Below are 25887 nucleotides of genomic sequence, written 5' to 3' on the forward strand. Positions count from 1 at the left end.
TGTCGCCTGATCGACCCATGCGCAGGCGTCAGGCATGATGCAATCCTTCGACATTTACCCAAGCAAGCGCCTGCCATGGCACCCGCTTCAAACGCCTTGACTACTACAAAACACCGCCTCACAGCCTATGGCCTTCTGGCCCTCAGCATGTCGCTGGTTGGCAGTTATGTCGCCCTGTCAAAACCGCTGGTGGCGGCGCTGCCGGTATTTTTGCTGGCCTGGATGCGTTTTGGCATCGGCGGACTCGCCATGCCGCACTGGCTGAAAAAACCAGTCGGAGAGCCGCCCATGACCGGTGCGACCCGCAAGCTGGTGTTTCTGGAGTCCTTGCTGGGCAACTTCTTATTCTCCATCTGCATGCTCTACGGCGTCAGCATGACCAGCGCGGTCTCGGCGGGCGTCATCATGGCCTCCATCCCGGCCGCGGTCGCGCTGATGAGCTGGTTCTTCCTGCGTGAGCGCATAGGCCTTCGGGTCTGGGCCGCGATTGCCTGCGCAGCCTTCGGCATAGGTTTGTTTTCGCTATCAAAATCAGAGCTGCCTGCGCAATATACACGAGGGCTAGAGGCTGATTTAGCGTATAAAAACATGCTGTGGGGCAATCTGCTGGTGTTTGCCGCCGTGTTGTGCGAAGCCGCATACGCCGTGATCGGCAAGAAGCTCACAGGCACCCTGAGCGCAAAACGGATCACCGCGCTGATCAACCTATGGGGCTTTGTGTTGATGACGCCCCTGGGCCTCTACATGGCCTTGCAGTTCGACTTTGGCACCGTGACCTCAGGTACCTGGCTGCTGCTGGTCTTCTACTCGCTAGCGGCCAGCGTGTGGACCGTGTGGTTGTGGATGACGGGCCTGCAAACCGTGCCGGCCGCGAAGGCCGGGGTGTTCACCGTCATGCTGCCCATCTCGGCGGCACTGGTCGGCGTGTTCGCCTTGGGCGAGACGCTGCGTGGCGTGCAGCTGCTGGCGTTCGGTATCGCCATGATCGGCGTGGTGCTGGCCACCCTGCCCGCCCGCGCCAGCTTCACACCTGCCAGTGCTAAGTCAGACGGCGCGCACTGAGCACGATGCCATCTTCGTCCGCATAAAGCCAATTGCCGGGACGCACCCAGACGCCCTGGAGCTGGACCGCCATGTCTGTCTGGCCTTCATTGCGTTTCTCCGTCGGCAGCGGCATGCTCGCCAGGGCACGAATGCCCACATCGAGCACAGCCAGTTCGGCCACGTCGCGAACACAGCCGTCAATCACCACGCCAGCCCAGCCGTTTTTGGCCGCCGCTGCGCCCAAGTTGCCACCCAGCAAGGCGCGGCGCAAAGACCCACCGCCATCGACCACCAGCACTTTGCCAATCCGCCCGGCCGGTGTCTCCTCGAAACCCACCGAATCCAGCGCCGCCTTGACCAGCGTGTTGTCCTCGAAGCATTTGAGGGTCACGACAGGACCGCAAAATCTACGCACGGCACCAAAGTCCCGAAACACCGGCGGCAAAACCTGGAAGTCGCCGGACGAATCGTTTTTGTGGGCGTCGCACAGGTCGCAAGTGGCAAATGATGAAGTCATGGTTGGGTTCCTTTGGTTGGCAAAATTGTAGAGCGTCAGACCAGCCCGTCGCGAGACGCAAGGGCATGCAACAGCCTCTCGTAACGCCGTGTGGATGGCGGCATCAACGGCCCTTCGCGAACATTTTGTTGCACCCCCCGCGACTCACATTCGTGCCTCAGAGGGAAAACCACGCAAATCACCTATGAAAAAACAACATTCTCCAGTGAAATAAACGATTTGCCCCTAGGAAACACCCACATTCTCCAGTAGCATCCTGTTTGCCAGTGAAGAAGCAGTTTTTCTCTGGTGATTAATCAACTTCAAGAAGGACAATAAATCATGGCAACTGCAAAAAAAGCACCGGCAAAGAAAGCTGCACCTGCAAAAAAAGCAGCACCGGTCAAGAGCGCGGCTCCTGCAAAGAAAGTCGCACCTGCCAAGACCGTAGCCGCCAAGGCGCCGGCCAAAAAGGCAGCGCCAGCTAAAAAAGCTGTGCCTGCCAAGAAAGCGGCTCCGGCTAAGAAAGTCGCTGCGACCAAAGCACCCGCCAAGAAGCGGACTGCCAACGCCGCGTTCATGAAAGCACTGACGCCCAGCGCCGCTCTGGCTGCCGTAGTGGGTGCAAGCCCACTGCCACGCACCGAGGTGGTGAAGCAGCTGTGGGTTTACATCAAGAAGAACAAGCTGCAAGACGCCATCAACAAGCGCATGATCAATGCCGACGCCAAACTGAAGGAAGTCTTCGGCAAGGTGCAGGTATCCATGTTCGAGATGGCTGGCCTGATCGGCAAACACCTCAAGTAATCAGCCCCTGCTGTTTACTTCAAAAGGCCGGCGCAAGTTGGCCTTTTTTTGTTTCAGGACAAGGATTTTGGTGTGGGTGGTACACGAGGGTTTATCCGAGGTAAATAGCGCCATTTTCTGACCATAAGCTCTACCGGAGCTTGCTAGAATTCGACGCAATCCTGACTATCAGGTCAAGATTTTTTCATCTCCCTTCTCATAAGGCACTTCGAGTTCGCCCTTCACCCCCCAAACAATGCTGCGCTTTCTCTTAACCCGCTTCAGCCTGATCATTCCGACTTTCATCGGCATGACGCTGGTCGCGTTCTTTCTGATTCGTCTGGTGCCGGGTGACCCGATCGAGACCCTGGCCGGCGAGCGCGGCATTGACGCAACACGCCATGCGGCACTGCTCAAGGAATACGGGCTGGACCAACCGGTCATCGTTCAATACGGCATTTACATCGGTCGCGTGCTGCAAGGTGATTTGGGAAAATCCATCATCACCCACGAGCCGGTGCTGAATGAATTCATGTCGCTCTTCCCCGCGACGATTGAACTGGCGGTATGTGCCATTCTGTTCGCACTCCTGCTGGGCATACCGGCCGGCATTCTTGCGGCAGTAAAGCGCAACTCCGTGCTGGACCATGGCGTCATGGGCGTGTCGCTCACCGGTTATTCCATGCCCATCTTCTGGTGGGGTCTGCTGCTGATCCTGCTGTTCTCCGTGCAACTGGACCTGACGCCGGTGTCTGGGCGCATATCGGTCATGTACTTCATTGAGCCCGTCACGGGCTTTTTATTAATCGACACCTTGCTGGCGGGTGACAAGGGGGCGTTCTGGTCGGCCCTCACTCACCTGATCTTGCCCACGATTGTGCTGGGGACCAATCCGCTGGCCGTGATTGCCCGCATGACCCGTTCCGCCATGCTTGAAGTGCTGGGCGAGGACTACATTCGTACCGCACGCGCCAAGGGCCTTTCTCACTTGCGGGTAGTCGGTCTTCATGCATTTCGCAATGCGCTTATTCCGGTGGTAACGGTTATCGGCCTGCAGGTGGGCGTGCTATTCACCGGCGCCATCCTGACCGAAACCATCTTCTCCTGGCCCGGGGTTGGCAAGTGGCTGATTGAAGCCATCGGCCGGCGCGACTATCCCGTGTTGCAGGGCGGCATGCTGCTTCTGGGCGCTATCGTGATGGCGGTCAACCTGCTGGTCGACGTGACCTACGGCATCATCAACCCGCGCATAAGGCACTAGCGGTGAATACAACTGTTCTGAATCCCGCCGCCGAACCACCCCACCCGCTGCGTGAGTTCTGGAGTTACTTCAGCGCCAACAAGGGGGCCGTAGCAGGCCTGGTGATCGTTGCGGTGGTGTTGCTGATGGCGGCTTTTGCCCCCTTCATCGCGCCCTATGCGCCGGACCTGACCGACCCCAGTGTATTTTTGACGCCACCGTTCTGGCAGGAAGGTGGCTCCAGCGCGCACTGGCTGGGTACCGATGCCATTGGCCGCGACATTTTGTCGCGCATCATTTTTGGCGCGCGTCTCTCGCTGGCGATTGGCCTGGCGGTAGTGGCCATCTCCGTCGTGATAGGCACCATTCTGGGATTGACCGCGGGTTATTTTCGCGGCCTCTTCGAGATTGCGGTCATGCGCTTGATGGACATCATCCTGACCCTGCCCAGCCTGCTGCTGGCGATTGTGATCGTGGCCATTCTGGGGCCGGGCCTGATGAACGCCATGCTGGCGGTGGCGGTGGTGGTGTTGCCGCACTATGTCCGCATCACGCGTGCCGCCGTGATCTCGGAAACGTCGAAAGACTACGTCACCGCCGCACGCATGAATGGCGCCGGCCATCTGCGCCTGATGTTCAATGAAGTCCTGCCCAACTGCACGGCGCCGCTGATCGTGCAGGCGTCCCTGGGTATTTCGACGGCGATTCTGGATGCGGCCGCGCTGGGCTTTTTGGGCCTGGGTGCGCAGCCGCCCTCACCCGAATGGGGCACCATGCTGGCCGACGCGCGCGAGTTTGTGCTGCGCGCATGGTGGGTTGTGACCTTCCCCGGCCTGGCGATCCTGATCACCGTGCTGGCCTTCAATTTGCTGGGCGATGGCCTGCGCGACGCATTCGACCCCAAGCTGAAGCGCTGAAAGAAATCTCTCATGGCCCTTCTTGAAATTGAAAACCTGTCGGTCGAGTTTCCCTCGAAAAACAGCGTGATGCATGCCGTTGACGGCGTCAGCCTGTCGCTGGAAGCCGGTGAGGTGCTGGGCATCGTGGGCGAATCCGGCTCGGGCAAAAGCGTCACCATGATGGCCCTGATGGGCCTGGTGTCCTACCCCGGCCGCGTCACGGCCGACAAACTGCGCTTTGACGGCCATGACCTGCTGGCCTTGACGCCGAATGAGCGCAGCAAGCTCACCGGCAAAGACGTGGCGATGATTTTCCAGGACCCCACCACCAGTCTGAATCCCTGTTTTACCGTGGGCTTCCAGCTGGCCGAGACACTCAAGCTGCACCTGGGCCTGGACGCCAAGGCCGCCAAACGCCGCTCCATCGAGCTGCTGGAGCAGGTCGGCATTCCTGCACCCGAGAGTCGCCTCAAGGTCTACCCGCACCAGATGTCGGGCGGCATGAACCAGCGCGTCATGATCGCCATGGCGATTGCCTGCAACCCCAAGCTGCTGATCGCCGACGAACCCACGACGGCGCTGGATGTGACGATTCAGGCGCAGATTCTGGATTTGCTGCGCAGCCTGCAGAAGGAACGCGGCATGGCGCTGGTGCTGATCACGCACAACATGGGCGTGGTGTCCGAGATGGCCCAGCGCGTCGCCGTGATGTACGCCGGCCAGATCATGGAAGAGCGCAGCGCCCACGACTTGTTTGCAGCGCCGCAACACCCCTACACCGAAGCGCTGATGGCCGCCCTGCCCGAGCGCAGCGACGGCCTGACCCGCCTGGCCACCATCCCCGGCATGGTTCCTGGTTTGTATGACCGGCCCAGCGGCTGCCTGTTCGCACCACGTTGTGCCTATGCCGCCGACAGCTGCCGCGCGCAACGGCCGCTGCTGCGGCCCTGGCAAGAGGGTATGGTGCGCTGCCTGTTCCCTTTGGGTGAATCGCACGGCCAAGCCTCTGGCCAGCAGAAAAAATCGCCAGCGGGGACGACGTCATGATCACCATGGCCGTCAAATATCCGGCGAGCGACACGCCGGTGATCGTCGCCAAGGACTTGAAGCAGGTCTATAAAATCAGCCGGGGCTTTCTTCACCCCGCGGATCAGTTGCAAGCCGTCAGCGGCGTGTCGTTCACGGTGCGCTCCGGCAAAACACTGGCCGTGGTGGGCGAGTCCGGCTGTGGCAAGTCCACGCTGGCGCGCATGGTGTCCCTGATCGAGACGCCGTCAGAAGGTGAGTTGCGCCTCAACGGCGTGGACGTGATTCATGCGTCCGCCGCCGAGCATCACGCCCTGCGCCGCACCGTGCAGATGGTGTTTCAAAACCCCTACGGCTCGCTCAATCCGCGCAAGAAAATTGGTGCCATTCTGGAAGCGCCGCTGGAGATCAATACCCCGCTGACCGCCACCGAGCGCGCGGAGAAAGCCCGCGCCATGCTGGCGCTGGTTGGACTGCGTCCGGAACACTACGACCGCTATCCGCACATGTTCTCGGGCGGGCAACGCCAGCGCATCGCCATTGCGCGTGCGCTCATGCTCAACCCGTCCCTGATCGTGGCCGACGAGCCGGTGTCGGCACTGGACGTGTCCATTCAGGCGCAAGTGCTCAATCTGCTGGCCGATCTGCAGCAGGAGCTGGGTCTGGCCTACCTGTTTATTTCGCACGATTTGGGCGTGGTGCGTCATATTGCCCATGATGTGCTGGTGATGTACCTGGGCCACGCCGTGGAACAGGGCGAAAAGAAAACCATCTTCGCGCAACCGCTGCACCCCTACACCCAGGCCCTGCTGGCCTCCACGCCCGGCATCGTCGGCAGCGGTGTGGTGAAGCGGCGCATCGTGCTCAAGGGGGAATTGCCCTCGCCTTTGAATCCGCCCAGCGGTTGTGTCTTTTCCACGCGTTGCCCCTACGTCGTCGCACGTTGCCATGTTGAGCGCCCCCTGCTGCGCGAACTGGGCGGGCGACAGGTGGCCTGCCACGAAGCTGAACAATTTATTCAACCCGCTGCTGTGCAGCAATAACCCCCAGAGGAGTCCACGAGATGATTCAATCAAAATCAAGCGTTCGCCGAAAATTGAATATCAAACCCAGCGTGCTATGCGCACTGGCGCTGCCAGCCTTGATGGCACTGGCGCCTGTGTCGGTGGCGGCCAAGACGCTGGTGTTCTGCTCTGAGGGTAGCCCGGAAAACTTTGTGCCCAGCGTCAATACCACCGGCACCTCCTTCGATGCCACGGAACAAATCTACGACAACGTCGTCAAGTTCGAACGGGGCGGTACCAAGGTCATACCAGGCCTGGCGGAACGCTGGACGATCTCGAAAGACGGCACGGAATACACCTTCTTCCTGCGCAAGGGCGTCAAGTGGCATAGCAACAAGAACTTCAAGCCCTCGCGCGATTTCAACGCCGATGACTTCATCTTCTCGATTGAACGCCAGTGGAAGGAAAGCGACCCTTACTTCAAGGTCACCAGTTCGAACCACTCCTATTTCAACGACATGGGCATGCCCAAGCTGCTGAAGTCGGTGGACAAGGTGGACGACTACACCGTCAAGATCACGCTGAACCAGGCGGAGGCACCATTCCTCTCCAACCTGGCCATGCAGTACGCCGGTATCCAGTCCAAGGAATACGCCATTGCCATGATCAAGGCGGGCACCCCCGAAAAGCTGGACCAGGAGCCTTCCGGCACCGGACCCTTCATGCTGGTGCAGTACCAGAAAGATTCGCTGATCCGCTACAAGGCATTCCCGCAGTACTGGGCGGGCAAGGCCAAGATCGACGATCTGATCTTCGCCATCACACCCGATGCATCGGTGCGCTGGGCCAAGCTGCAAAAAGGCGAATGCCATGTGATGCCCTACCCCAACCCGGCCGATATGCCCGCCATCCGCAAGGACCCCAACGTCGTCGTGATGGAGCAACCGGGTTTGAATGTGGGCTACCTGGCCTACAACACCACCAAGAAACCGTTTGACGACGTGCGTGTGCGCAAGGCCGTCAACATGGCTATCAACAAACAGGCCATCGTGGACGCGGTCTACCTGGGCACCGGTGTTGCAGCCAAGAACCCGATTCCACCGACCCAGTGGTCCTACAACAATGCCGTCAAGGACGACGCGTTCGATCCGGCAGCCGCCAAGAAACTGCTGGCCGCAGCCGGGCTACCCGATGGCTTCTCGACCGACCTGTGGGCCATGCCGGTGCAGCGCCCGTACAACCCGAACGCCAAGCGCATTGCGGAATTGATGCAGGCGGACCTGGCCAAGGTGGGCATCAAGGCCGAGATCAAGAGCTTTGAATGGGGCGAGTACCGCAAGCGCATGCAGGCCGGTGAACACCAGATGGGCATGCTGGGCTGGACCGGCGACAACGGCGATCCGGACAACTTCCTCAACACGTTGCTGGGCTGCAGCTCGGCCAAGTCCAATGGTTCCAACGTCGCCAAGTTCTGTTACCAGCCGTTTGAGGACCTGATCCAAAAAGCCAAGGTGGAGTCCAACCAGGCCGAACGCAGCAAACTGTATGAAAAAGCGCAGGTGATCTTCAAGGAACAGGCGCCCTGGTTCACCATCGCCCATGCGGTGCAGCTCAAACCGGTGCGCAAGGAAGTGATCGACTTCAAACTCAGCCCATTTGCGCGTCACAGCTTCTACGGCGTAGACATCAAATAACAAGCGCCCATCGAAGCCCGAACAAAAGGCCGGTGCAAACCGGCCTTTTTTTATAACAAATCAGGCTATGTATGAATTAGCTGTTGAAACACTTCGCTTCCCTGTAGAACCGATTTGCTCCTTCCCTCTGGCGAATTGAATTTCAACAGTTAATGCAGACATAGCCACAAATCAGGCTCCAGCCCTCGTCGTCAGTGCGCAAGTAGCTCTGTTTTTAATAGCAAATATCAGGCGCTTTGTTTCGCCTGCGCGGCTTGCGTGATGGCCGACAAAGTGCCACGGGTGCTGATGACTTCGGGGTCCAGCGTGACCTCGATCAGCGTCCCTTCCGCGCGCGCCAGGGCGGCCAGCAGAGCTGGCTCGAACTCGGCGGTTTGCGTGATCCGAACCCCTGCATAGCCATAGGCGCGCGCCAGCGCCGCAAAATCGGGGTTCCTGAGCTGGGTCCCGGCCACGTGTTGCGGGTACTCGCGCTCCTGGTGCATGCGGATGGTGCCGAACATGCTGTTGTTCAGCAGCACGATGATGGTCTTGGCGCCATATTGCGCAGCCGTTGCCAGCTCCTGCCCGTTCATCAAAAAGTCGCCATCGCCGGCGATGGTGAACGCCAGGCGTCCGGTCGCAATGGCGGCGGCAATGCCGGCCGGCACACCGTAGCCCATGGCGCCATTGGTCGGCGCGAGTTGCGTCTTGAAGCCCTTGGCCAGTCCGTGGTGGCGGTAAAAACGGTGGACCCAGCTGGCAAAGTTGCCGGCCCCATTGGTCAATACCGCGTCCACGGGCAGATGCTTTTGCAGCGTCGCCACAATCGCCGGCATGTCGATATCGCCGGGCAAGGTCTGCGGCTCCAGGTTGGCCAGGTAATCGGAGTGGCAGTCCTGCGCCCAGGCTTCCCACGCCAGCGTCACCGGGGCGGTCAGCACTTCCAGCGAGCGGGCGGCGGCGTTCATGCTCGCGTTGATGGCCAGGTCGGCCTGGTACACGCGATTCAGTTCTTCCGCGCTGGCGTGGATGTGCACCAGTTTTTGCTTGGGCTTGGGCACTTCCAGCAGGGTGTAGCCGCCGCTGGTCATCTCGCCCAAGCGCGGACCGATGGCAAGAATCAGGTCACTATTCCTGATGCGCTGAGCCAGTTTGGGGTTGATGCCGATGCCCACGTCACCCGCGTACAGCGAATGGAAATTGTCAAACGTGTCCTGAAAGCGGAAGGCGTTGCCGACCGGCAATTTCCAGTTTTCAGCGAAGCGCTGCAGGGCTTGTGCCGCCTGCACCGTCCAGCCGCCACCGCCGGCAATGACAAAGGGGCGCTCTGCTTTCAATAGCATCTCACGCAGGGTGCGCAAGGAGCCAGGGTCACTCCAGGCCTCCACCGGTTCCAGTCGTGCCAGTGCCTGCGGCACGACGCCCGTGGTCGGATGCGCCGTCACGGCCTGCGTCAGCATGTCTTCCGGCAGCACCAGCACCACCGGGCCGGGGCGGCCGTTCATGGCCGTGGCGAAAGCGCGCGCCACGTATTCGGGAATGCGCCGGGCATCGTCAATGCGCTCCACCCGTTTCGCAAAGCCTTTGGTGCTGGGGCCGAAAAAGCTCAGGTAGTCGACCTCCTGAAACGCCTCGCGGTCGCGCGTGTCACTGGCCACGTCGCCGACAAACAGCACCATCGGTGTCGAGTCCTGAAACGCGGTATGCACACCAATCGACGCATTGGTGGCGCCCGGCCCGCGCGTCACGAAACACACGCCAGGTCGCCCGGTGAGCTTGCCATGCGCCTCGGCCATGAAGGCCGCGCCGCCTTCCTGACGATTGATGACGAAACTGATCCTGTCCTGATGCAGGTGAAAGCCATCCAGCACCGCCAGGTAACTCTCACCGGGGACACCAAACGCATGGGTAACGCCCTGGGCCACCAGGCATTCAACCAGAAGATGGCCAGCAATTTTTGTCGTCATTTTTTAACCGTGTTGTGAATCAAAACCAATCGGACCCAGCGCCTGCGCCGGGTTGAATTTACGCTCGGTGGCCTTGAGGCGCCTGCCTTGGCCCTCCGGCGGTACGCCGGCCGACCCCCAGCGCCGCCACCACGCTGAGCAGCAACACCGCCGCGGCGCCGAACAAGGTGGCGCCATACCAGCCCCGGTCCATGAAGGCACCAAACAGAATCGGAGAAATGGCAAAACCCACATCCAATCCGGAGTACACCATGCCATAGACCCGACCGGTGGCGCCCTTGGGCGTCGCCTTCTTGATCATCATGTCGCGCGAGGGCCCGCCGATGCCCACCGCAAAGCCGGTGCTCGCCAGCACCACCATGGTGCCCAGCGCGCCGAACAGACCGGTGCCGCACAGCGCCAGCAAGACCGCCGCCACGGCCATGGAAATAGCGACCACGCGGTCGCTGTTGGCGGTGCGGGCCGCGATAAAGCCGCCGGCAAACATGCCCACGGCGCCGCACAGCATGTAGGCCGTCAGCGTCAAGGTAGCAGCCTCAAAACTCACGCCATGCATGGCCTTGAGAATGGAGACGGAAAAACTCTGCACCACCGCCAACGTCATGGTGGATAACAAGAAGAAACCAAAGCACCACCACACCACCGGCAGCTTCATGAAGGCCATGTCGTGTTCCGCCGGGGCATCCGCATGGCGCACCACCACCTGGGTGCTCAGTTTGTCGCGCTGCAGAAACAGCAGCACCCAAATGCCCACGTACATGGCCGCAGCCGCCAGATAAGCCGTGCGCCAGCTGTACAGGCTGCTGATGGTGGCAAAAAACAAGGGCGCTGCCGCCCAGCCGAGGTTGCCCGTCAAGCCGTGGGCGCTGAAGGCATAACCCAGCCGCGGGCCCGAGACCCGCTGGTTCAGAATCGTGAAGTCAACCGGATGAAACGTGGCGTTGCCCAGACCGGCCAGCGCCGCCACCAACAACAAGCCGGTGTAACCCGCGACCATCGACGCCGCGCCGCACGCCACCACAAAGATGCCCAGCGCCGCGAACAGCAGCGGTCGTGCGCCCAGCCGGTCGACCACAAAACCGGCCGACGCCTGGCCCAGCCCCGACACCACGAAAAACGTGGTCATCAGCAGGCCCAGCTCGGAGTAGTTCAGGCCGAACTCTTTCATGAACACCGGAAACATTAGCGGCAGCAAGAGGTGGGCAAAGTGCGAGCTGGCGTGGGCCAGGCCCACCAGGCCGATGATGGTGGCGTCCTGCCTGAGCGGCACGGGAAGGGGCGAATGAAGTGTGGTGCTGGTCATGGCTGAATGGTAAATTCAGCTGGCGCTGCTGAAATACGACAAATAGACAATAATCGTCGAATATCTGCCAAGCCAAGGGATTCCGCGTGAAACGCACTACCGCTCTCAAACCCCAGGTCATCGAAAACACCGACCCGGTCGCGCCCACGCCGCGCCGACCGGTGCGCAGCCGGGCCCGGCCGCTGGTGGTGGACGCCCACTTTGAGCCGCATCACCACCCCTGGGCGCAAGTAGCCTATTGCGCCAGCGGGCTGATTCAGGTGACGGTCGCTGACGGCGACACGGAAACCACCTTTATCCTGCCCCCATCCCGCGCCGTGTGGATTCCGCCCGGTGCCCGGCACGCCGTGACGGTGCTGGAAGCGACTGAACTGCGCACGGTCTACCTGGACCCCACGGCCACGCCCGAAGGCTGGCGCGGCTGTCGGGTTTTGGTCGTCTCCAATCTGCTGCGGGAACTGATTCACGCACTCGAAGCCTCGCAGCCAAGTGCCCGCGACGACGCGCTGATCACGCTGACCCTTTTCGAGATCACCCACGCCGACACCCAGGCACTGGGCGTGCCCTTGCCGCGCGACAAGCGCCTGCGCACCCTGTGCGAAGCCGTGCTGCGCGACCCGGGCAAGCGCGCCACCTTGTCCGAGTGGGCCGTGGACATCGGCGCCAGTGAACGCACGGTGGCACGCCTGTTTCGCACCGGTCTGGCGACCAGCTTTCAGCAATGGCGCCAGCAGGCCATCCTGGCGCACGCCCTGCCCATGCTGGCGCGCGGCACCCCCATTAGCCAAGTGGCGGCAGCCAGCGGTTATGCCAGCGACAGCGCCTTCTCGGCCATGTTCAAGTCGGCCATGGGGCACTCGCCCAGCCATTTTCAGAACAAAAATGTGCTCTAGCCCCCGTATCCATTGCGTAGACAGCTATTATTTTAGGAGTATGAGGAACGCGACGGCTTGCGCCTGAAACTCGCGCCAGCTCATAGCTGAAACTTGCCGTTGAAGCTGTAACGCACGCCGGGGTAGACCAGGCGGGCCAGACTGGCGACGTGAACACCGCTGACCGTGCGCCGCGTCATCACCAGACACGGCTCGCTGCGCTTGACGGCCAGGCATTTGGCCTCGTGCAGACTTGGCAAACTGGCCTCAATCGAATAGCTGGCCTCGGTCAGCGGCGCGTGCTCCAGCAGGTAGCGGGTCGGCGTTGTGCTCTGAAAATCAGCGCTCAGGTAATGCGGCGCCGCGGCCGGGTTGACATGGCGGTCTTCGAACTGAATTGGTACGCCGTCCTCGCAGTGGACGAGCACCGAGTGAAACACTTTCGCCCCGGTTCGCAGTTGGAGCGTCCGCGCCATCGCCGCATTCGCGCGCAAGGACTCCAGCAAGACGACCCGGGCGGTATGCGCATGGCCGCGCTCAAGAACCTCTTCGTGAATGTCGCGCAAGGCCAGCGTGTTTGAGATGCGGTGCAACTGGGCCACCACCGTGCCGGAGCCCTGCACCCGGGTGACCAGGCCTTCCACCGCCAACTCCTTCACCGCGCGATTCACCGTCATGCGGCTGACGCCAAACTGCTGTTGCAAGGCCGCCTCGCTGGGCACGGCATCGCCCGGACGCCAGGCGCCGCAGTTGATCTGGGCTTTGACGAAGGCTTTGACCTGCTCGTAGGCAGGCAGTTGGGTAGGGGGCATAGCAGGCACCGGGTGGATCAGGGTTTTCCCGCTATTCTAGAAGTTGTATAGACAACTAAACTATCCGCACAAACCCTTAACCGTCAACCCGTTTCACCCAGGATCGCCGAAGCCTGCACCCATGAAAGCTCGATAACATGCTGCCCACCTTACTCATTCAACCCGGCCAACTGACGCTTGAGCAACTGCAATCCATCCACGCGGGTGTCCGGCAGTTGACCTTGCCTGCCTCCAGCCGCGAGCTCATTCGTGCCAGCCAGAAAGTGGTGCAGCGCGCCGCCGACGGCGACGCCCCGGTCTACGGCGTCAACACCGGCTTTGGCAAGCTGGCCAACCAGCGCATCAGCAAAGCCCAACTGGACACGCTGCAGCTCAACCTGATCCGCTCCCACAGCGTGGGCGTGGGCGAGCCGCTGGCGCCTGAAGTCGTGCGGTTGATGCTGGCCCTTAAGGCCGCCAGCCTGGCGCGCGGTTATTCGGGCGTGCGCGAGGTCGTCGTCGATACCTTGCTGGCCGTGCACAACGCCGGGCTGGTGCCCTACGTGCCGTCACAAGGCTCGGTCGGCGCCTCCGGCGACTTGGCGCCGCTGGCGCACATGACGCTGGCCCTGATTGGCGAAGGCGAGATGCTGCAAGATGGCAAGCGCGTACCCGCTGGTGCCGCCTTGAAGCAGGCCGGCATCGAAGCGCTCGCGCTGGGCGCCAAGGAAGGACTGGCCTTGATCAACGGCACGCAGACGTCTACCGCCCTGGCGCTGCATGCCCTGCTCAGTTTTGAGCCGGTGTTGGAATCCGCCCTGGTGATTGGCGCGCTCACTGTGGACGCCGCACGCGGCAGCGATGGGCCGTTTGATCCCCGCATTCATGAATTGCGTGGCCAGCCGGGACAGATGGATGTGGCCCAGTATTACCGCGCGCTGCTGAAGGGCAGCGCCATCCGCAATTCCCACCTCGACGGCGATGACCGGGTGCAAGACCCGTACAGCTTGCGTTGCCAGCCGCAGGTGGTGGGTGCCTGCCTGGATCAGCTGCGTCACGGTGCGCTGGTGCTGCTGCGCGAGGCCAATGCGGTGACCGACAACCCGCTGGTTTTCACCGAAGACGGCGCCATGATCTCTGGTGGCAACTTTCACGCCGAGCCGGTGGCGCTGGCCGCCGATGGCATGGCCCTGGCGATTGCCGAAGTCGGCGCCATTGCCGAACGTCGTATCGCCATGCTGATTGACAGCGGCGTGTCGCGCCTGCCGCCGTTCCTCACAAGCGATGCGGGCCTCAATAGCGGTTTCATGATCGCCCATGTCACGGCCGCGGCACTGGCGTCGGAAAACAAGTCGCTGGCGCACCCGGCCAGCGTGGACAGCCTGCCCACCAGCGCCAACCAGGAAGACCATGTGTCGATGGCCACGTTTGCGGCGCGGCGCCTGCAGGCCATGATCAGCAATACCGCCAACATTCTAGGAATTGAGTTGCTGGCGGCGGCCCAGGGCATCGAGTTTTTGCGCCCGCTGCAGAGCTCGGTCGCCCTGGAGCAGGCGCATGCGCTTTTGCGTCAACAGATACCGGCGATGGATCACGACCGATTCCTGGCGCCGGATATCGAACACGCCACGACGCTGGTGCGCAACGGCGCGTTGTCGCGCATTTTCCGCACGCTACCCGGTCTGCCCACGCTCTGGATTCCGACCTGAGCGAACCAAGCGTTTGGGTTTTCACCCGCCCGCGCCCCCCTTCAGGGTGTGATGACGACCAGCACGCTGCAGGGTGAATGCTCTATCAGGGACTTCGAAATCGATCCCCGCCACCAGCGCGCGGCCCAGCCCTCCAGATGCTTGTGGCCGACGACGATCAAGTCCGCGTTGATGCGGCTGGCATAGCGGGCAATTTCATCCACCGCATCTCCGACCAGCACTTCGCCGTGCACCGTCAGACCGGACGCGGCAAGCCGACTCACACCCGTGTCCAGAGTGGACTGGTAGGTGGCTTTCGTGCGTTCGTCCATTTTTGGATCGTAGACGTAACCCTCAAGCCCAACAGCGCTCACGGGCGACGGCATCACCGCAACAAGAAACAACTCGGATTGACTCCACTGCGCGATGTCATGGCAATCAAGCAAAGCCTGCTGCCCCGGCGCGGAGCCGTCATAAGCCAACACAATCCGCTTGTACATGGCGCACCTCCTTTATGAAAACCAATGGTTCTACGGGACAGCCCGAGAATAACCTTACGCCGACAGAATGCAACAGGCGCTCAATGGGCCACGCGCTCAAAGCTGAACTGCCCCGGGGATCGGATCGGGTCCACCTCCACCGGGATCACATCCTTGGGCAGAAACTTGCCTTCCAGCAGCAGCTTGGACAGCGGGTTTTCTATACGTTGCTGAATCGCACGCTTCAAGGGACGCGCGCCGAACACCGGGTCGAAACCGACCTTGGCCAGTTCGGCCAGCGCCGCAGGTGACACTTCCAGCGTCAGGTCCATCTTGGCCAGGCGCGCCTGCAGCACCTGAATCTGGATTCCGGCAATCTTGGCAATGTGTGTTGCGTCCAGCGCGTGGAACACCACGGTCTCGTCGATGCGGTTCAAAAATTCGGGCCGGAAGTGGTTCTTCAGTTCCGCCGTCACCGCGTCCTTGATGTCCTCAGGGTCCTGGCCGACCATGGCCTGAATCATGTGCGAACCAATGTTGCTGGTCATCACGATCACCGTGTTCTTGAAGTCCACGGTGCGGCCCTGGCCATCGGTCAGGCGGCCATCGTCGAGCACCTGCAACAGCACGTTAAACACATCGGGGTGGGCTTTTTCCACCTCGTCGAGCAGCAGCACGCTGTAAGGCTTGCGGCGCACGGCTTCGGTCAGATAACCGCCCTCCTCGTAGCCCACATAGCCCGGAGGTGCCCCGATCAGGCGCGCCACCGAATGCTTCTCCATGAACTCGCTCATGTCGATGCGCACCAGATGGTCTTCCGAATCAAACAGGAAACCAGCCAAAGCCTTGCACAGCTCGGTCTTGCCCACCCCCGTGGGGCCGAGGAACAGGAAGGAGCCGGTGGGTCGGTTCGGGTCCGACAAACCGGCACGCGAGCGGCGAATGGCGTTGGCGACCGCCGTGATGGCTTCGTCCTGCCCGACCACGCGCTGGTGCAGCTTGACTTCCATTTGCAGCAGTTTTTCACGCTCGCCCTGCATCATTTTGGAAACCGGAATGCCCGTGGCACGGCTCACCACCTCGGCGATTTCCTCGGCACCAACCTGGGTGCGCAACAGGCGCGGGGCTGCATCTGCACCTCGGGTGGCTTCCTTCGCCTGCACTTCCTGCAGGCGTTTTTCCAGTTCGGGCAACCTGCCGTACTGCAACTCAGCGACCTTGTTGAAGTCGCCCTTGCGGGTGAACTCCTCAATCTGGAACTTGAGCTTTTCAATTTCCTCACGTACTTGCGCGCTGCCTTGGGCACTGGCTTTCTCGGCTTTCCAGACTTCGTCAAGATCTGCAATTTCCTTTTGCAGCTTGCCGATTTCTTCGTTAATCAACTCAAAGCGTTTTTTCGACGCCTCGTCCTTTTCCTTCTTCACGGCTTCGCGCTCGATCTGCAACTGGATGAGGCGGCGGTCCAGCCGGTCCATGACTTCGGGCTTGGAGTCGATCTCGATCTTGATCTTGGAGGCGGCCTCGTCGATCAGGTCAATCGCCTTGTCGGGCAGGAATCGGTCGGTGATGTAGCGGTGGCTGAGCTCGGCCGCGGCCACGATAGCCGGGTCCGTGATGACCACGCCGTGGTGCAACTCGTAGCGTTCTTTCAGGCCGCGCAGGATGGCAATGGTGTCTTCCACCGAGGGCTCGCCCACCAGGATTTTCTGGAAACGGCGTTCCAGCGCGGCGTCTTTTTCGATGTACTTGCGGTACTCGTCCAGCGTGGTGGCACCCACGCAGTGCAGTTCGCCGCGCGCCAGCGCGGGCTTGAGCATATTGCCGGCGTCCATCGCCCCTTCGGCCTTGCCGGCACCGACCATGGTGTGCAGTTCGTCAATGAAGACAATGGTCTGGCCTTCGTCCTTGGCCAGGTCTTTGAGCACGTTTTTCAGGCGCTCTTCAAACTCGCCGCGGAACTTGGCACCGGCCAGCAGCGAGGCCATGTCCAACGACAACACGCGCTTGCCCTTGAGCGAATCCGGCACCTCGCCAGCCACGATGCGCTGCGCCAGGCCCTCCACAATCGCGGTCTTGCCGACACCCGGCTCGCCAATCAGGACGGGATTGTTTTTGGTGCGGCGCTGCAGCACCTGGATGGCACGGCGGATTTCGTCGTCGCGCCCAATCACCGGGTCCAGCTTGCCCATGCGGGCGCGCTCAGTCAGATCGACGCAGTATTTCTTGAGCGATTCGCGCTGGTCTTCAGCATCGGCGCTGTCCACATTCTGGCCGCCGCGCACGGCGTCAATGGCGGACTCCAGCGACTTGCGGGTCAGGCCGTTCTCTCTGACGACTCGCCCGATGTCCTGCTTGCTGTCGGTCAGCGCCAGCAGGAACAGCTCACCGGCCACGAACTGGTCACCGCGCTTGAGGGCCTCCTTCTCGGCCGCCTGCAACAGCGAGACCATGTCGCGGCCCACCTGCACCTGCTCGTGGCCCTGCACCTGGGGCAAGCGCTTCATGGCCGTCTCGGCCGCCGCCAGCAAGCCCGGCACGTTCACTCCGGCGCGCTGCAACAAGGCCTTGGGGCCGTCCTCCTGGCGCAGCATGGCGACCAGGACGTGGGCAGGTTCGATATAGGCGTGGTCGCTGCCCAGCGCCAGCGTCTGGGCCTCGCTCAAGGCTTCCTGAAACTTGGTGGTGAGTTTTTCGATTCGCATAGCACTCCTTTGAATTCCATCGCAGCTTGATGCTGATTCATGATTTTCAAGGGTTTGACCCGGCGGGTCTGCTGACATAAATCAAGCTAAGCGCTCTGCGCGCCCTGCCCCAGCCTCAAATGTTGCGCGACTCAATGCCCCATTTGGCCAAGGCCGCGTCATCCGTGACCCGTGCATCGACCCAGCGCGCACCCTCCGGCGTCTGCTCTTTTTTCCAGAACGGGGCCTGGGTCTTGAGGTAGTCCATCAAGAACTCGCAGGCCTGGAAGCTCTCGCCCCGGTGGGCCGAGGTCACGACCACCAGCACGATCTGGTCCAGCGGTTGCAGCAGGCCGATGCGGTGAATGACGCGGGCGCCCAAGATGTCAAAGCGCTGGTGCGCCTCGTCAATCATGGCTTCAATGGCTTTTTCAGTCATGCCGGGGTAGTGCTCCAGCTCCATGCTGCTGATGCTGCCCGGGGTTCCCGCCGTTCGGTCACGCACGGTGCCGACGAAACTGCAGACAGCCCCGACGCGCGGATCATTAGCTCGCAAGGCCTTGATTTCGCTACTGACATCGAAATCTGCGGCCTGAATGCAGACCCGGGAAGCGGGAACTTGAGGATGGTCCATGCCGGCATTGTGGCACCGTCTGAGCGTGCCGATGCTAAGATACAACCATGTTTTCTGGCCCGTTCAACACGCCTTCTGCCTCACCTGCCGGTGAGCTACGGGTTGCCGCGCGCGCCAGCAAATCAAAAAAACCAAAGCTCATCTGATCGGAGCCGCGGTTCCGTCCTCGGATGAGCGATGGAACTGCCAGACACTCCCATTTTGGTATCCCGCGCATATCCGACGATGGTCATTCATCGGTCAAGTTTCTGACAAGGAAAGATACGTGCAAACTTCTGCCAATTTTTCAGGGCTGTGGATTCCCCTGATCACCCCCTTTTCCAATGGTGCAGTGGACCACCCGGCGCTGACCAGGCTAGTCCACCATTTGCGTTCGACCGGCATTGCAGGATTCGTGGTCTGCGGCTCGACTGGCGAGGCTGCGGCGCTGGACGAAACGGAGCAGCTCGCGGTGCTCGATACGGTGGTGCAAGCGGCCTCTAACCTGCCGATCGTGATGGGCGTGTCAGGCTATCACCTGCCTCAAACGCTGGCTTGGGTGAAAACGCTCGCGACCCGTTCCCTGACGGGCTTGCTGGTGCCTGCGCCCCACTATATTCGCCCGGCGCAGAGCGGCGTGCTGCATTGGTTCAATGCGATTGCCGATGCCAGCCCGCACCCGCTGATCGTGTACGACATTCCGTACCGCACGGGCGTATCCATCGAACGCGGCACTTTTCAGGCGCTGAGTCGCCACCCGAACATCCGGGCCGTGAAAGACTGTGGCGGTGATGCGGGCAAAACACAGGCCCTGATTGCCGACGGCCAGTTGCAGGTGCTGGCGGGAGAGGACGCACAGATCTTCAATACCGTGGCGCTGGGGGGCAGCGGGGCCATTTCCGCCGCTGCGCATGTGCACACCGAGCGCTTTGTGCGCGTGCTGCAGAGGTTCGGTCAAAACGAACTGGTGCAGGCCAGAACCCACTGGCGGCCGTTACTGCCTTTGATTGAGTCGCTGTTCGGCGAACCCAATCCCGGGCCGCTCAAAGCGTTACTGGCGCACCAGGGCCTAATTGAAAATGAACTGCGCGCGCCCATGACGCCCGCCACATCGGCCCATGCGCAAGGTCTCATTCAACTGAGCGACGCAATTTCAGCATTCGAATGAAACGGGACTGAGACCGGATTCACCCACCCGTTACCGGCGGGAAAAAGGCGACCTCTGCCCCGTCCACCAACGCGGCGGATTCCTCGCTCATCACCTGGTTAAGCGCCATGCGCACGACCCGGCCGCGCGCCAGGCTCTCGGCATGTTGGCCGCCCAACGCAATCAACTCGTCCCGCAGCGCGGCGAGAGAGGATGCCGTGGTGTCAATCGATTCGCTGGACACGCCCACGGCCTCGCGGATGGAGGCGAAATACTTGACTGTGACCTTCATCCCAGCACCTCCGTAAACGGAATAAACCGAACCACGTCGCCCTGCTGGATGGTCTGGCCGCTTGGGTTGTCCACCAGGCCATCGCCCCAAACGGCCGAGGTCAGGACGCCGGCACTTTGGTTGGCGAACAGATCCAGCCCACCCGCCGCATTGCGCCGCACGCGCAGGAATTCCCGACGTTTATCGGCTCTAGCCCACGTGAAATGGGCGGTCATAGCTATCGATTCAGGAGTAACCACAGTAACCCCCTGCAACTTCAGCAAAAACGGGCGCACCAGCAGCAAGAAGGTGACAAAGCTCGACACCGGGTTGCCCGGCAGCCCGATGAAGTGGGCGTCCTGCACCCGGCCGTAGGCAAAGGGCTTGCCAGGCTTGATGGCGATTTGCCACAGATCCAGCGAGCCCAGCGACTGCACGGCGGGTTTGATGTGGTCTTCTTCACCGACCGAAACACCGCCACTGGTCAAAATCAGGTCGTGCTGCTCCGCCGCGCCTTGCAGTGCGGCCACGGTGGCGTCCAGCCGGTCCGGCACGATGCCCAGGTCGCTCACCTCGCAACCCAGGCGTAGCAAGAGCGCCCTCAAGAAGAAGCGGTTGGAGTTGTATATCGAGCCGGGCTTCATCTGCCCCGGCGCCACCTCGCCCGGCATCACCAGCTCGTCACCGGTCGAGAACAAAGCCACCCGCGGCCGCCGCGCCACGGGCAGGAGGTTCATGCCAATACTGGCCGCCAGCCCCAATGCAGCGGGCGTAAGCCGATCTCCTTTTGAGAGCACTGTGGCGCCTAGCGTCACGTCTTCGCCGGCGCGGCGAATCCACTGGCCCGGCGCGGGCACGGCCTTGATGCGTACCGCGCCGCCCTCCAAAACGTCGCAGTCTTCCTGCATCACCACCGCATCGGCTCCCGAAGGAATCGGCGCGCCGGTAAATATCCGGGCCGCGCTCATGGGCGCCAGGGCATCGCCAGAAGAGCCGGCGGCAATGCGTTGCGTGACCGACAGAACCCCTTGGGTTTGTGTCTGCGCCTGCAAAACATCCGCGCAACGTACGGCGTAGCCATCCATGGCGCTGTTGTCCTGCGGCGGCACGTGCAGGGCCGACATCACGTCTTGCGCCAGCACCCGGCCATCGGCATCAAAGGTCGAGACCGACTCGACGTCGGCCAAAACCGCAGCAAACCCCAGCAATTCAGCGAGGGCATCATCCAGTGATTTCAGCGGTGGGCGTGGCGCATTCATGCAAAAGTCTCCTGGCGATAGTCAAAACGGGCCGCATTCGCCGTCAACCAGTCCGCGACCGCCTCGGCATCATTGAGGTCCAGCACGGGCCGCTGCGTGGCCTGGGGCAGCTGCGTGGGTGAATCCGTGGCAATGGCCACGATGAAATCATCATCCATATAACGAGCGGGCTTGTTAGCGTGTGCTCGCCAGACCTCGATCTTGAGCAAATCAGAGTCCTTGAAGCCTTCCACCAGCACCCAGTCGACGCCCTCATATAGCTCGGCAATCAACTGGTGCACCGAGAGCTGCACCGGTTGCTCAAACTCGCGCATCAGCGCCAGCCGCTTATCCGACGCCACCACCACTTCAAATGCACCCGCCTCACGGTGCCGGTAGGTGTCTTTGCCAACGTGATCGATGTCAAAGCGGTGATGGGCGTGTTTGACGACCGACACACGCAGACCCTTGAGGCGCAAGGCCGGGATCAGACGCTCCACCAGCGTGGTCTTGCCGGAGCCGGAATACCCCGCAAAACCAACGACCTTCATGGGCAATGCTGCGCGATGTAGTTTTTTACCGCATCGGCATCGGCCGCCATGCGGGTCACGCGCTTGGGCAGGGCTTCGATGCCTTCAAATTTCGCCGGACGGTCCGGCTCACGCCCAAGTGCTTCCACAATGGTGGCGGCAAACTTGATGGGCAAGGCGGTTTCCAGCACAATCATCGGCACGCCCGGCTGCAAGTGCTGACGCGCCACCTTGACGGCGTCGGCGGTGTGCGTGTCTATCATCATGCCAAAGCGCTCGAAAGTCGCCTTGATGGTGGCCAAACGATCGGCGTGGGTGCTCTTGCCGCTTTCAAAACCATAGCGCGTGGCGGCTTGACCGAACGCCGGATCGGCACCCAGATCAAAACGCCCGTCTTGCGCCAGTGCATCGTCAAACAGCGCTTTCACCCGCGCACCGTCCCGGCCCAGCAGATCGAACACAAAGCGTTCGAAGTTGGAGGCCTTGGAAATGTCCATCGACGGGCTGGAAGTTTCATGGGTATCGGCACTGCCGCGCACACGGTACACGCCGGTGCGGAAAAACTCGTCCAGCACGTCGTTCTCGTTGGTGGCCACCACCAAGTTGTCAATCGGCAGGCCCATCATGCGCGCCACATGGCCGGCACAGACGTTGCCAAAATTGCCGGAAGGCACGGCAAAGCTGACCTGCTCGGCGTTTGTTTTGGTGGCTTGGAAGTAGCCGGCAAAGTAATACACCACCTGCGCCATCAAGCGCGCCCAGTTGATGGAATTGACGGTGCCAATTTTGTACTTGCGCTTGAACGCCAGGTCGTTGGATACGGCTTTGACCATGTCCTGGCAGTCGTCGAAAACCCCATCCACCGCAATGTTGTGGATGTTCTCGTCCATCAGGCTGAACATCTGGGCCTGCTGGAACGGGCTCATGCGGCCATACGGGCTGGTCATGAAGACGCGCACGCCCTTTTTGCCACGCATGGCGTACTCGGCCGCGCTACCCGTGTCACCGCTGGTCGCGCCCAAGATGTTGAGCTCCTCGCCGCGCCGCGCCAGCTCGTACTCGAACAGGTTGCCCAGCAACTGCATGGCCATGTCCTTGAAGGCCAGCGTCGGGCCGTTGGACAGGGCTTCAAGCCAGAGACCGTTTTCCAGGTGCCGCAGCGGCACGATTTCGCCGGTGCCAAACACGGCGGCGGTATAGGTTTTCTCGCACAAGGCACGCAGGTCGTCGGCCGGAATATCGTCGATGAACAGCGACAGGACTTCGAACGCCAGTTCGGCATAGCCCTGCTCGTGGTAGACGGTGCGCCAGCGCGTCAGAGTGGCATCGCTGACCTGGGGGTAGGACTCCGGCAAATACAGACCGCCATCCGGTGCCAGGCCCTCCAGCAGGATTTCGCAAAAACGTTTGCGCTCGGTCGAGTCGGTGGCAGCGCGGGTGGAAAGGTATTTCATCAGGCCAACTCTTCCTTGCGTATGCGCGTAATGGGCTCCAGCACGGTCGGCAGGGCCTGCATTTGCGCCAGCGCGGCGTTCATTTTGGCCTCCACGCAGTCGTGCGTGAGAATGATCAGGTCGGTGAACGTGGCGCCCTCGCCGCCCACTTCGTCGGCTTCGCGTTGCAGCACCGCGTCGATGCTGATGCCCGCCTCGGCCAAAATGCCGGTCACTTTGGCCAGTACGCCGGTCTCGTCGGCGATGCGCAAACGCAGGTAATAACTGGTCACCACCTCGCTCATCGGCAGGATGGGCAAATCGCTCATGGCATTGGGCTGGAACGCCAGATGCGGCACGCGATTGAGCGGATCGGCCGTGTGCAGGCGCGTGATGTCCACCAAATCGGCGATGACAGCGCTGGCCGTCGGCTCGGAGCCCGCGCCCTTGCCGTAATACAGCGTGGTGCCGACTGCATCGCCCTGCACCATGACCGCGTTCATGGCGCCTTCGACATTCGCGATCAGGCGCTTGGTCGGCACCAGGCTGGGGTGCACGCGCAACTCGATGCCGGCCGGCGTGCGCTTGGTGATGCCCAGCAGCTTGATGCGGTAGCCCAGTTGTTCGGCGTATTTGATGTCGGCGGCGCCGAGTTTCGTGATGCCCTCGACGTAGGCCTTATCGAACTGCACCGGAATGCCGAACGCAATGGCCGACATGATGGTGGCCTTGTGCGCGGCGTCCACGCCTTCGATGTCAAAGGTCGGGTCGGCTTCGGCGTAGCCCAGCGCCTGCGCCTGCTTGAGCACCACGGCGAAATCAAGACCCTTGTCGCGCATTTCGGACAGGATGAAATTGGTGGTGCCGTTGATGATGCCGGCAATCCACTGGATGCTGTTGGCGGTCAGGCCTTCACGCAATGCCTTGATGATCGGGATGCCACCGGCCACGGCGGCTTCAAACGCTACCATCACGCCTTTGGCTGATGCTGCCGCGAAAATCTCGGTACCGTGCACGGCCAGCAAGGCCTTGTTGGCCGTTACCACATGCTTGCCCGCGGCAATGGCTTCGAGCACCAGGGTTTTGGCAATGCCATAGCCGCCAATCAGCTCGATCACGATGTCAATGTCGGGGTTGGCAATCACGGCACGCGCGTCATTCACCACCTTGACACCGTCACCGGCCAGGCTTTTCGCCCGCGCCACGTCGAGATCGGCCACCATGGTGATCTCGATGCCGCGGCCAGCACGACGCTTGATTTCTTCCTGGTTGCGACGCAACACGTTGAACGTGCCCGAGCCCACAACACCCATGCCCAGCAGGCCTACTTGAATCGGTTTCATAAAGTTTTATTGGTTAAATTGGCCTCTAGCCCTCGTGCAATATGCGCAAGTAGCTATTAAATATATAGCAAATTAGTTGCTATGCCGCTTGCGGTAGATTTCAAGAAACTTGGCGACGCGGCCAATGGCCTCGCGCAAATCATCCTCATGCGGCAAAAATACAATGCGGAAATGGTCGGGTGCCGCCCAGTTGAAGCCGGTGCCCTGCACCAGCATCACGCGGGTTTCCTGAAGCAGCTCCAGAAAGAACTGCTGGTCATCAACAATCGGGTACAGCGTCGGGTCCAGACGGGGAAACATATACAGCGCCGCCGTCGGCTTGACGCAGGTTACCCCCGGAATCGCCGTGATCAACTCGTAAGCCAGGTCGCGCTGACGGCGAAGGCGGCCGCCCTCGCCCACCAGGTCATTGATGCTCTGATAGCCCCCCAGAGCGGTCTGGATCGCCCACTGGCCGGGCACATTGGCACACAGCCGCATGTTCGAGAGCATGTTCAGCCCCTCGATGTAATCCTTGGCCGGTTTCTTGTCGCCCGACACCACCATCCAGCCCGAGCGGTAGCCGCAGGAGCGGTAGCTTTTTGACAGTGAATTGAAGGTGAGGGTCAGCACATCGTCAGAGAGACTGCCAATGGCCGTGTGGCTCGCGTCGTCGTACAGGACCTTGTCGTACACCTCGTCGGCAAAGATGACCAGGCCATGCTCACGCGCAATCAGTACGATGGCCTTGAGCAGTTCATCGGAATACAGCGCACCGGTCGGGTTGTTGGGGTTGATCACCACAATGCCCTTGGTCCGTGGCGTGATTTTGGCGCGAATATCGTTGAGGTCGGGCATCCAGCCGTTGGCTTCGTCGCACAGATAGTGCACCGGTGTGCCGCCCGACAGACTGGCTGCCGCCGTCCACAGCGGGTAGTCGGGCGACGGCAACAGCAACTCGTCGCCGTTGTCGAGCAGTGCATTCGTTGCCATCACGATCAACTCGCTGGCGCCGTTGCCCAGGTAAATATCGTCCAGCGTTACGCCCTTGATGCCCTGCTGCTGGGTGTAGTGCATGACCGCCTTGCGCGCCGCAAAAATGCCCTTGCTGTCGGAGTAACCGGCAGAATTGGGCAGGTTACGGATCATGTCCTGCTGGATTTCCTCGGGCGCATCAAAACCGAACACGGCCAGATTGCCGATGTTGAGCTTGATGATCTTGTGACCCTCTTCCTCCATCTGACGGGCAGCATCCATGATGGGGCCGCGAATGTCGTAGCAGACGTTGGCCAGTTTGGCTGATTTGCGAATGGTCTTCAAAGTCCCTCCGGACGTGGGTGACGTAAGGCGAAACCTATAATTTGACCACATTTCAACGCAG

At 61.3% G+C, this 25887-nt stretch carries 23 protein-coding genes; 10 read left to right on the top strand and 13 right to left on the bottom strand.

The features are described 5' to 3' along the window. Nucleotides 1-75 precede the first annotated feature (75 nt). Complete coding sequence (locus C5P05_RS05185; protein ID WP_114968784.1) at nucleotides 76-1062, top strand: DMT family transporter; 987 nt, start codon at nucleotides 76-78, stop codon at nucleotides 1060-1062. On the opposite strand, the gene rraA is transcribed toward C5P05_RS05185, so the two are convergent. Then, the gene (gene rraA, locus C5P05_RS05190; RefSeq protein ID WP_114968785.1) at nucleotides 1040-1561 is read right to left on the bottom strand and encodes a ribonuclease E activity regulator RraA; all 522 of its coding nucleotides are present in this window, start codon (nucleotides 1559-1561) and stop codon (nucleotides 1040-1042) included. The genes C5P05_RS05185 and rraA overlap by 23 nt on opposite strands. Nucleotides 1562-1882: 321 nt before the next feature. Here rraA and C5P05_RS05195 point away from each other — a divergent pair, with 321 nt between their 5' ends. The 6 genes from C5P05_RS05195 to C5P05_RS05220 all read left to right on the top strand — a co-directional run bounded on the left by C5P05_RS05195 (nucleotide 1883) and on the right by C5P05_RS05220 (nucleotide 8189). Further along, the gene (locus tag C5P05_RS05195; protein ID WP_114968786.1) at nucleotides 1883-2347 is read left to right on the top strand and encodes an SWIB/MDM2 domain-containing protein; all 465 of its coding nucleotides are present in this window, start codon (nucleotides 1883-1885) and stop codon (nucleotides 2345-2347) included. Between the two features lie 235 nt (nucleotides 2348-2582). After that, on the top strand, nucleotides 2583-3587 hold the full coding sequence (locus C5P05_RS05200; protein ID WP_114968787.1) for an ABC transporter permease subunit: 1005 nt from the start codon (nucleotides 2583-2585) through the stop codon (nucleotides 3585-3587). A 2-nt stretch (nucleotides 3588-3589) separates the two neighbouring features. Continuing rightward, nucleotides 3590-4483, top strand: coding sequence for an ABC transporter permease subunit (locus tag C5P05_RS05205; RefSeq protein ID WP_114968788.1), 894 nt, complete (start codon nucleotides 3590-3592; stop codon nucleotides 4481-4483). A 12-nt stretch (nucleotides 4484-4495) separates the two neighbouring features. After that, the gene (locus C5P05_RS05210; protein WP_114968789.1) at nucleotides 4496-5512 is read left to right on the top strand and encodes an ABC transporter ATP-binding protein; all 1017 of its coding nucleotides are present in this window, start codon (nucleotides 4496-4498) and stop codon (nucleotides 5510-5512) included. Beyond that, complete coding sequence (locus C5P05_RS05215; protein ID WP_269813898.1) at nucleotides 5509-6534, top strand: peptide ABC transporter ATP-binding protein; 1026 nt, start codon at nucleotides 5509-5511, stop codon at nucleotides 6532-6534. Before C5P05_RS05210 ends, C5P05_RS05215 begins: the two co-directional genes overlap by 4 nt. Before the next feature lie 20 nt (nucleotides 6535-6554). Further along, a complete protein-coding gene (locus C5P05_RS05220) occupies nucleotides 6555-8189 on the top strand; it encodes an ABC transporter substrate-binding protein (RefSeq protein WP_114968790.1) in 1635 nt (544 codons plus the stop codon). 227 nt (nucleotides 8190-8416) lie between these two features. Here C5P05_RS05220 and C5P05_RS05225 read toward each other — a convergent pair whose 3' ends face one another. Beyond that, complete coding sequence (locus C5P05_RS05225; RefSeq protein ID WP_114968791.1) at nucleotides 8417-10138, bottom strand: thiamine pyrophosphate-binding protein; 1722 nt, start codon at nucleotides 10136-10138, stop codon at nucleotides 8417-8419. A gap of 58 nt (nucleotides 10139-10196) precedes the next feature. Then, the gene (locus C5P05_RS05230; protein WP_114968792.1) at nucleotides 10197-11441 is read right to left on the bottom strand and encodes an MFS transporter; all 1245 of its coding nucleotides are present in this window, start codon (nucleotides 11439-11441) and stop codon (nucleotides 10197-10199) included. Between the two features lie 86 nt (nucleotides 11442-11527). Between C5P05_RS05230 and C5P05_RS05235 the strand changes: the two genes are divergently transcribed. Beyond that, entirely contained in the window at nucleotides 11528-12334 is an 807-nt protein-coding gene (locus C5P05_RS05235) for an AraC family transcriptional regulator (protein ID WP_114968793.1), read from the top strand. An 80-nt stretch (nucleotides 12335-12414) separates the two neighbouring features. Here C5P05_RS05235 and hutC read toward each other — a convergent pair whose 3' ends face one another. Continuing rightward, nucleotides 12415-13125, bottom strand: a complete 711-nt coding sequence (hutC, locus tag C5P05_RS05240) for a histidine utilization repressor (RefSeq protein ID WP_114968794.1) — start codon at nucleotides 13123-13125, stop codon at nucleotides 12415-12417. A gap of 137 nt (nucleotides 13126-13262) precedes the next feature. On the opposite strand from hutC, the gene hutH reads away from it, so the two are divergent. After that, nucleotides 13263-14813 (top strand): histidine ammonia-lyase, encoded by a 1551-nt coding sequence (hutH, locus tag C5P05_RS05245; RefSeq protein ID WP_114968795.1) that lies wholly within the window; start codon nucleotides 13263-13265, stop codon nucleotides 14811-14813. 41 nt (nucleotides 14814-14854) lie between these two features. On the opposite strand, the gene C5P05_RS05250 is transcribed toward hutH, so the two are convergent. From C5P05_RS05250 to C5P05_RS05260, 3 genes are all read right to left on the bottom strand, one after another. Continuing rightward, nucleotides 14855-15292, bottom strand: a complete 438-nt coding sequence (locus tag C5P05_RS05250; protein ID WP_114968796.1) for a universal stress protein — start codon at nucleotides 15290-15292, stop codon at nucleotides 14855-14857. An 80-nt stretch (nucleotides 15293-15372) separates the two neighbouring features. After that, a complete protein-coding gene (clpB, locus tag C5P05_RS05255) occupies nucleotides 15373-17973 on the bottom strand; it encodes an ATP-dependent chaperone ClpB (RefSeq protein ID WP_114968797.1) in 2601 nt (866 codons plus the stop codon). A gap of 115 nt (nucleotides 17974-18088) precedes the next feature. After that, nucleotides 18089-18586 carry a molybdenum cofactor biosynthesis protein MoaE gene (locus C5P05_RS05260; protein WP_114968798.1) on the bottom strand — a complete coding sequence of 166 codons (498 nt, stop codon included), beginning with the start codon at nucleotides 18584-18586 and terminating at the stop codon, nucleotides 18089-18091. 265 nt (nucleotides 18587-18851) lie between these two features. On the opposite strand from C5P05_RS05260, the gene dapA reads away from it, so the two are divergent. Next, complete coding sequence (gene dapA, locus C5P05_RS05265) at nucleotides 18852-19733, top strand: 4-hydroxy-tetrahydrodipicolinate synthase (protein WP_232834352.1); 882 nt, start codon at nucleotides 18852-18854, stop codon at nucleotides 19731-19733. Between the two features lie 19 nt (nucleotides 19734-19752). Here dapA and C5P05_RS05270 read toward each other — a convergent pair whose 3' ends face one another. The 6 genes from C5P05_RS05270 to C5P05_RS05295 form a co-directional block, all read right to left on the bottom strand. Further along, nucleotides 19753-20004: a MoaD/ThiS family protein gene (locus tag C5P05_RS05270; protein WP_114968800.1), complete on the bottom strand. Its 252-nt coding sequence runs from the start codon at nucleotides 20002-20004 to the stop codon at nucleotides 19753-19755. Continuing rightward, nucleotides 20001-21242: a gephyrin-like molybdotransferase Glp gene (gene glp, locus C5P05_RS05275; protein ID WP_114968801.1), complete on the bottom strand. Its 1242-nt coding sequence runs from the start codon at nucleotides 21240-21242 to the stop codon at nucleotides 20001-20003. Before glp ends, C5P05_RS05270 begins: the two co-directional genes overlap by 4 nt. Next, nucleotides 21239-21772 carry a molybdopterin-guanine dinucleotide biosynthesis protein B gene (gene mobB / locus C5P05_RS05280; protein ID WP_114968802.1) on the bottom strand — a complete coding sequence of 178 codons (534 nt, stop codon included), beginning with the start codon at nucleotides 21770-21772 and terminating at the stop codon, nucleotides 21239-21241. The genes glp and mobB overlap by 4 nt, the downstream gene beginning before the upstream one ends. Next, complete coding sequence (thrC, locus tag C5P05_RS05285) at nucleotides 21769-23205, bottom strand: threonine synthase (protein WP_114968803.1); 1437 nt, start codon at nucleotides 23203-23205, stop codon at nucleotides 21769-21771. The genes mobB and thrC overlap by 4 nt, the downstream gene beginning before the upstream one ends. Further along, nucleotides 23205-24527 (bottom strand): homoserine dehydrogenase, encoded by a 1323-nt coding sequence (locus C5P05_RS05290; RefSeq protein ID WP_114968804.1) that lies wholly within the window; start codon nucleotides 24525-24527, stop codon nucleotides 23205-23207. Before C5P05_RS05290 ends, thrC begins: the two co-directional genes overlap by 1 nt. A gap of 72 nt (nucleotides 24528-24599) precedes the next feature. Further along, nucleotides 24600-25826: a pyridoxal phosphate-dependent aminotransferase gene (locus C5P05_RS05295; RefSeq protein ID WP_114968805.1), complete on the bottom strand. Its 1227-nt coding sequence runs from the start codon at nucleotides 25824-25826 to the stop codon at nucleotides 24600-24602. Nucleotides 25827-25887 lie beyond the last annotated feature (61 nt).

This window comes from Rhodoferax ferrireducens, from assembly GCF_003347515.1.
Lineage (GTDB): Bacteria > Pseudomonadota > Gammaproteobacteria > Burkholderiales > Burkholderiaceae_C > Rhodoferax.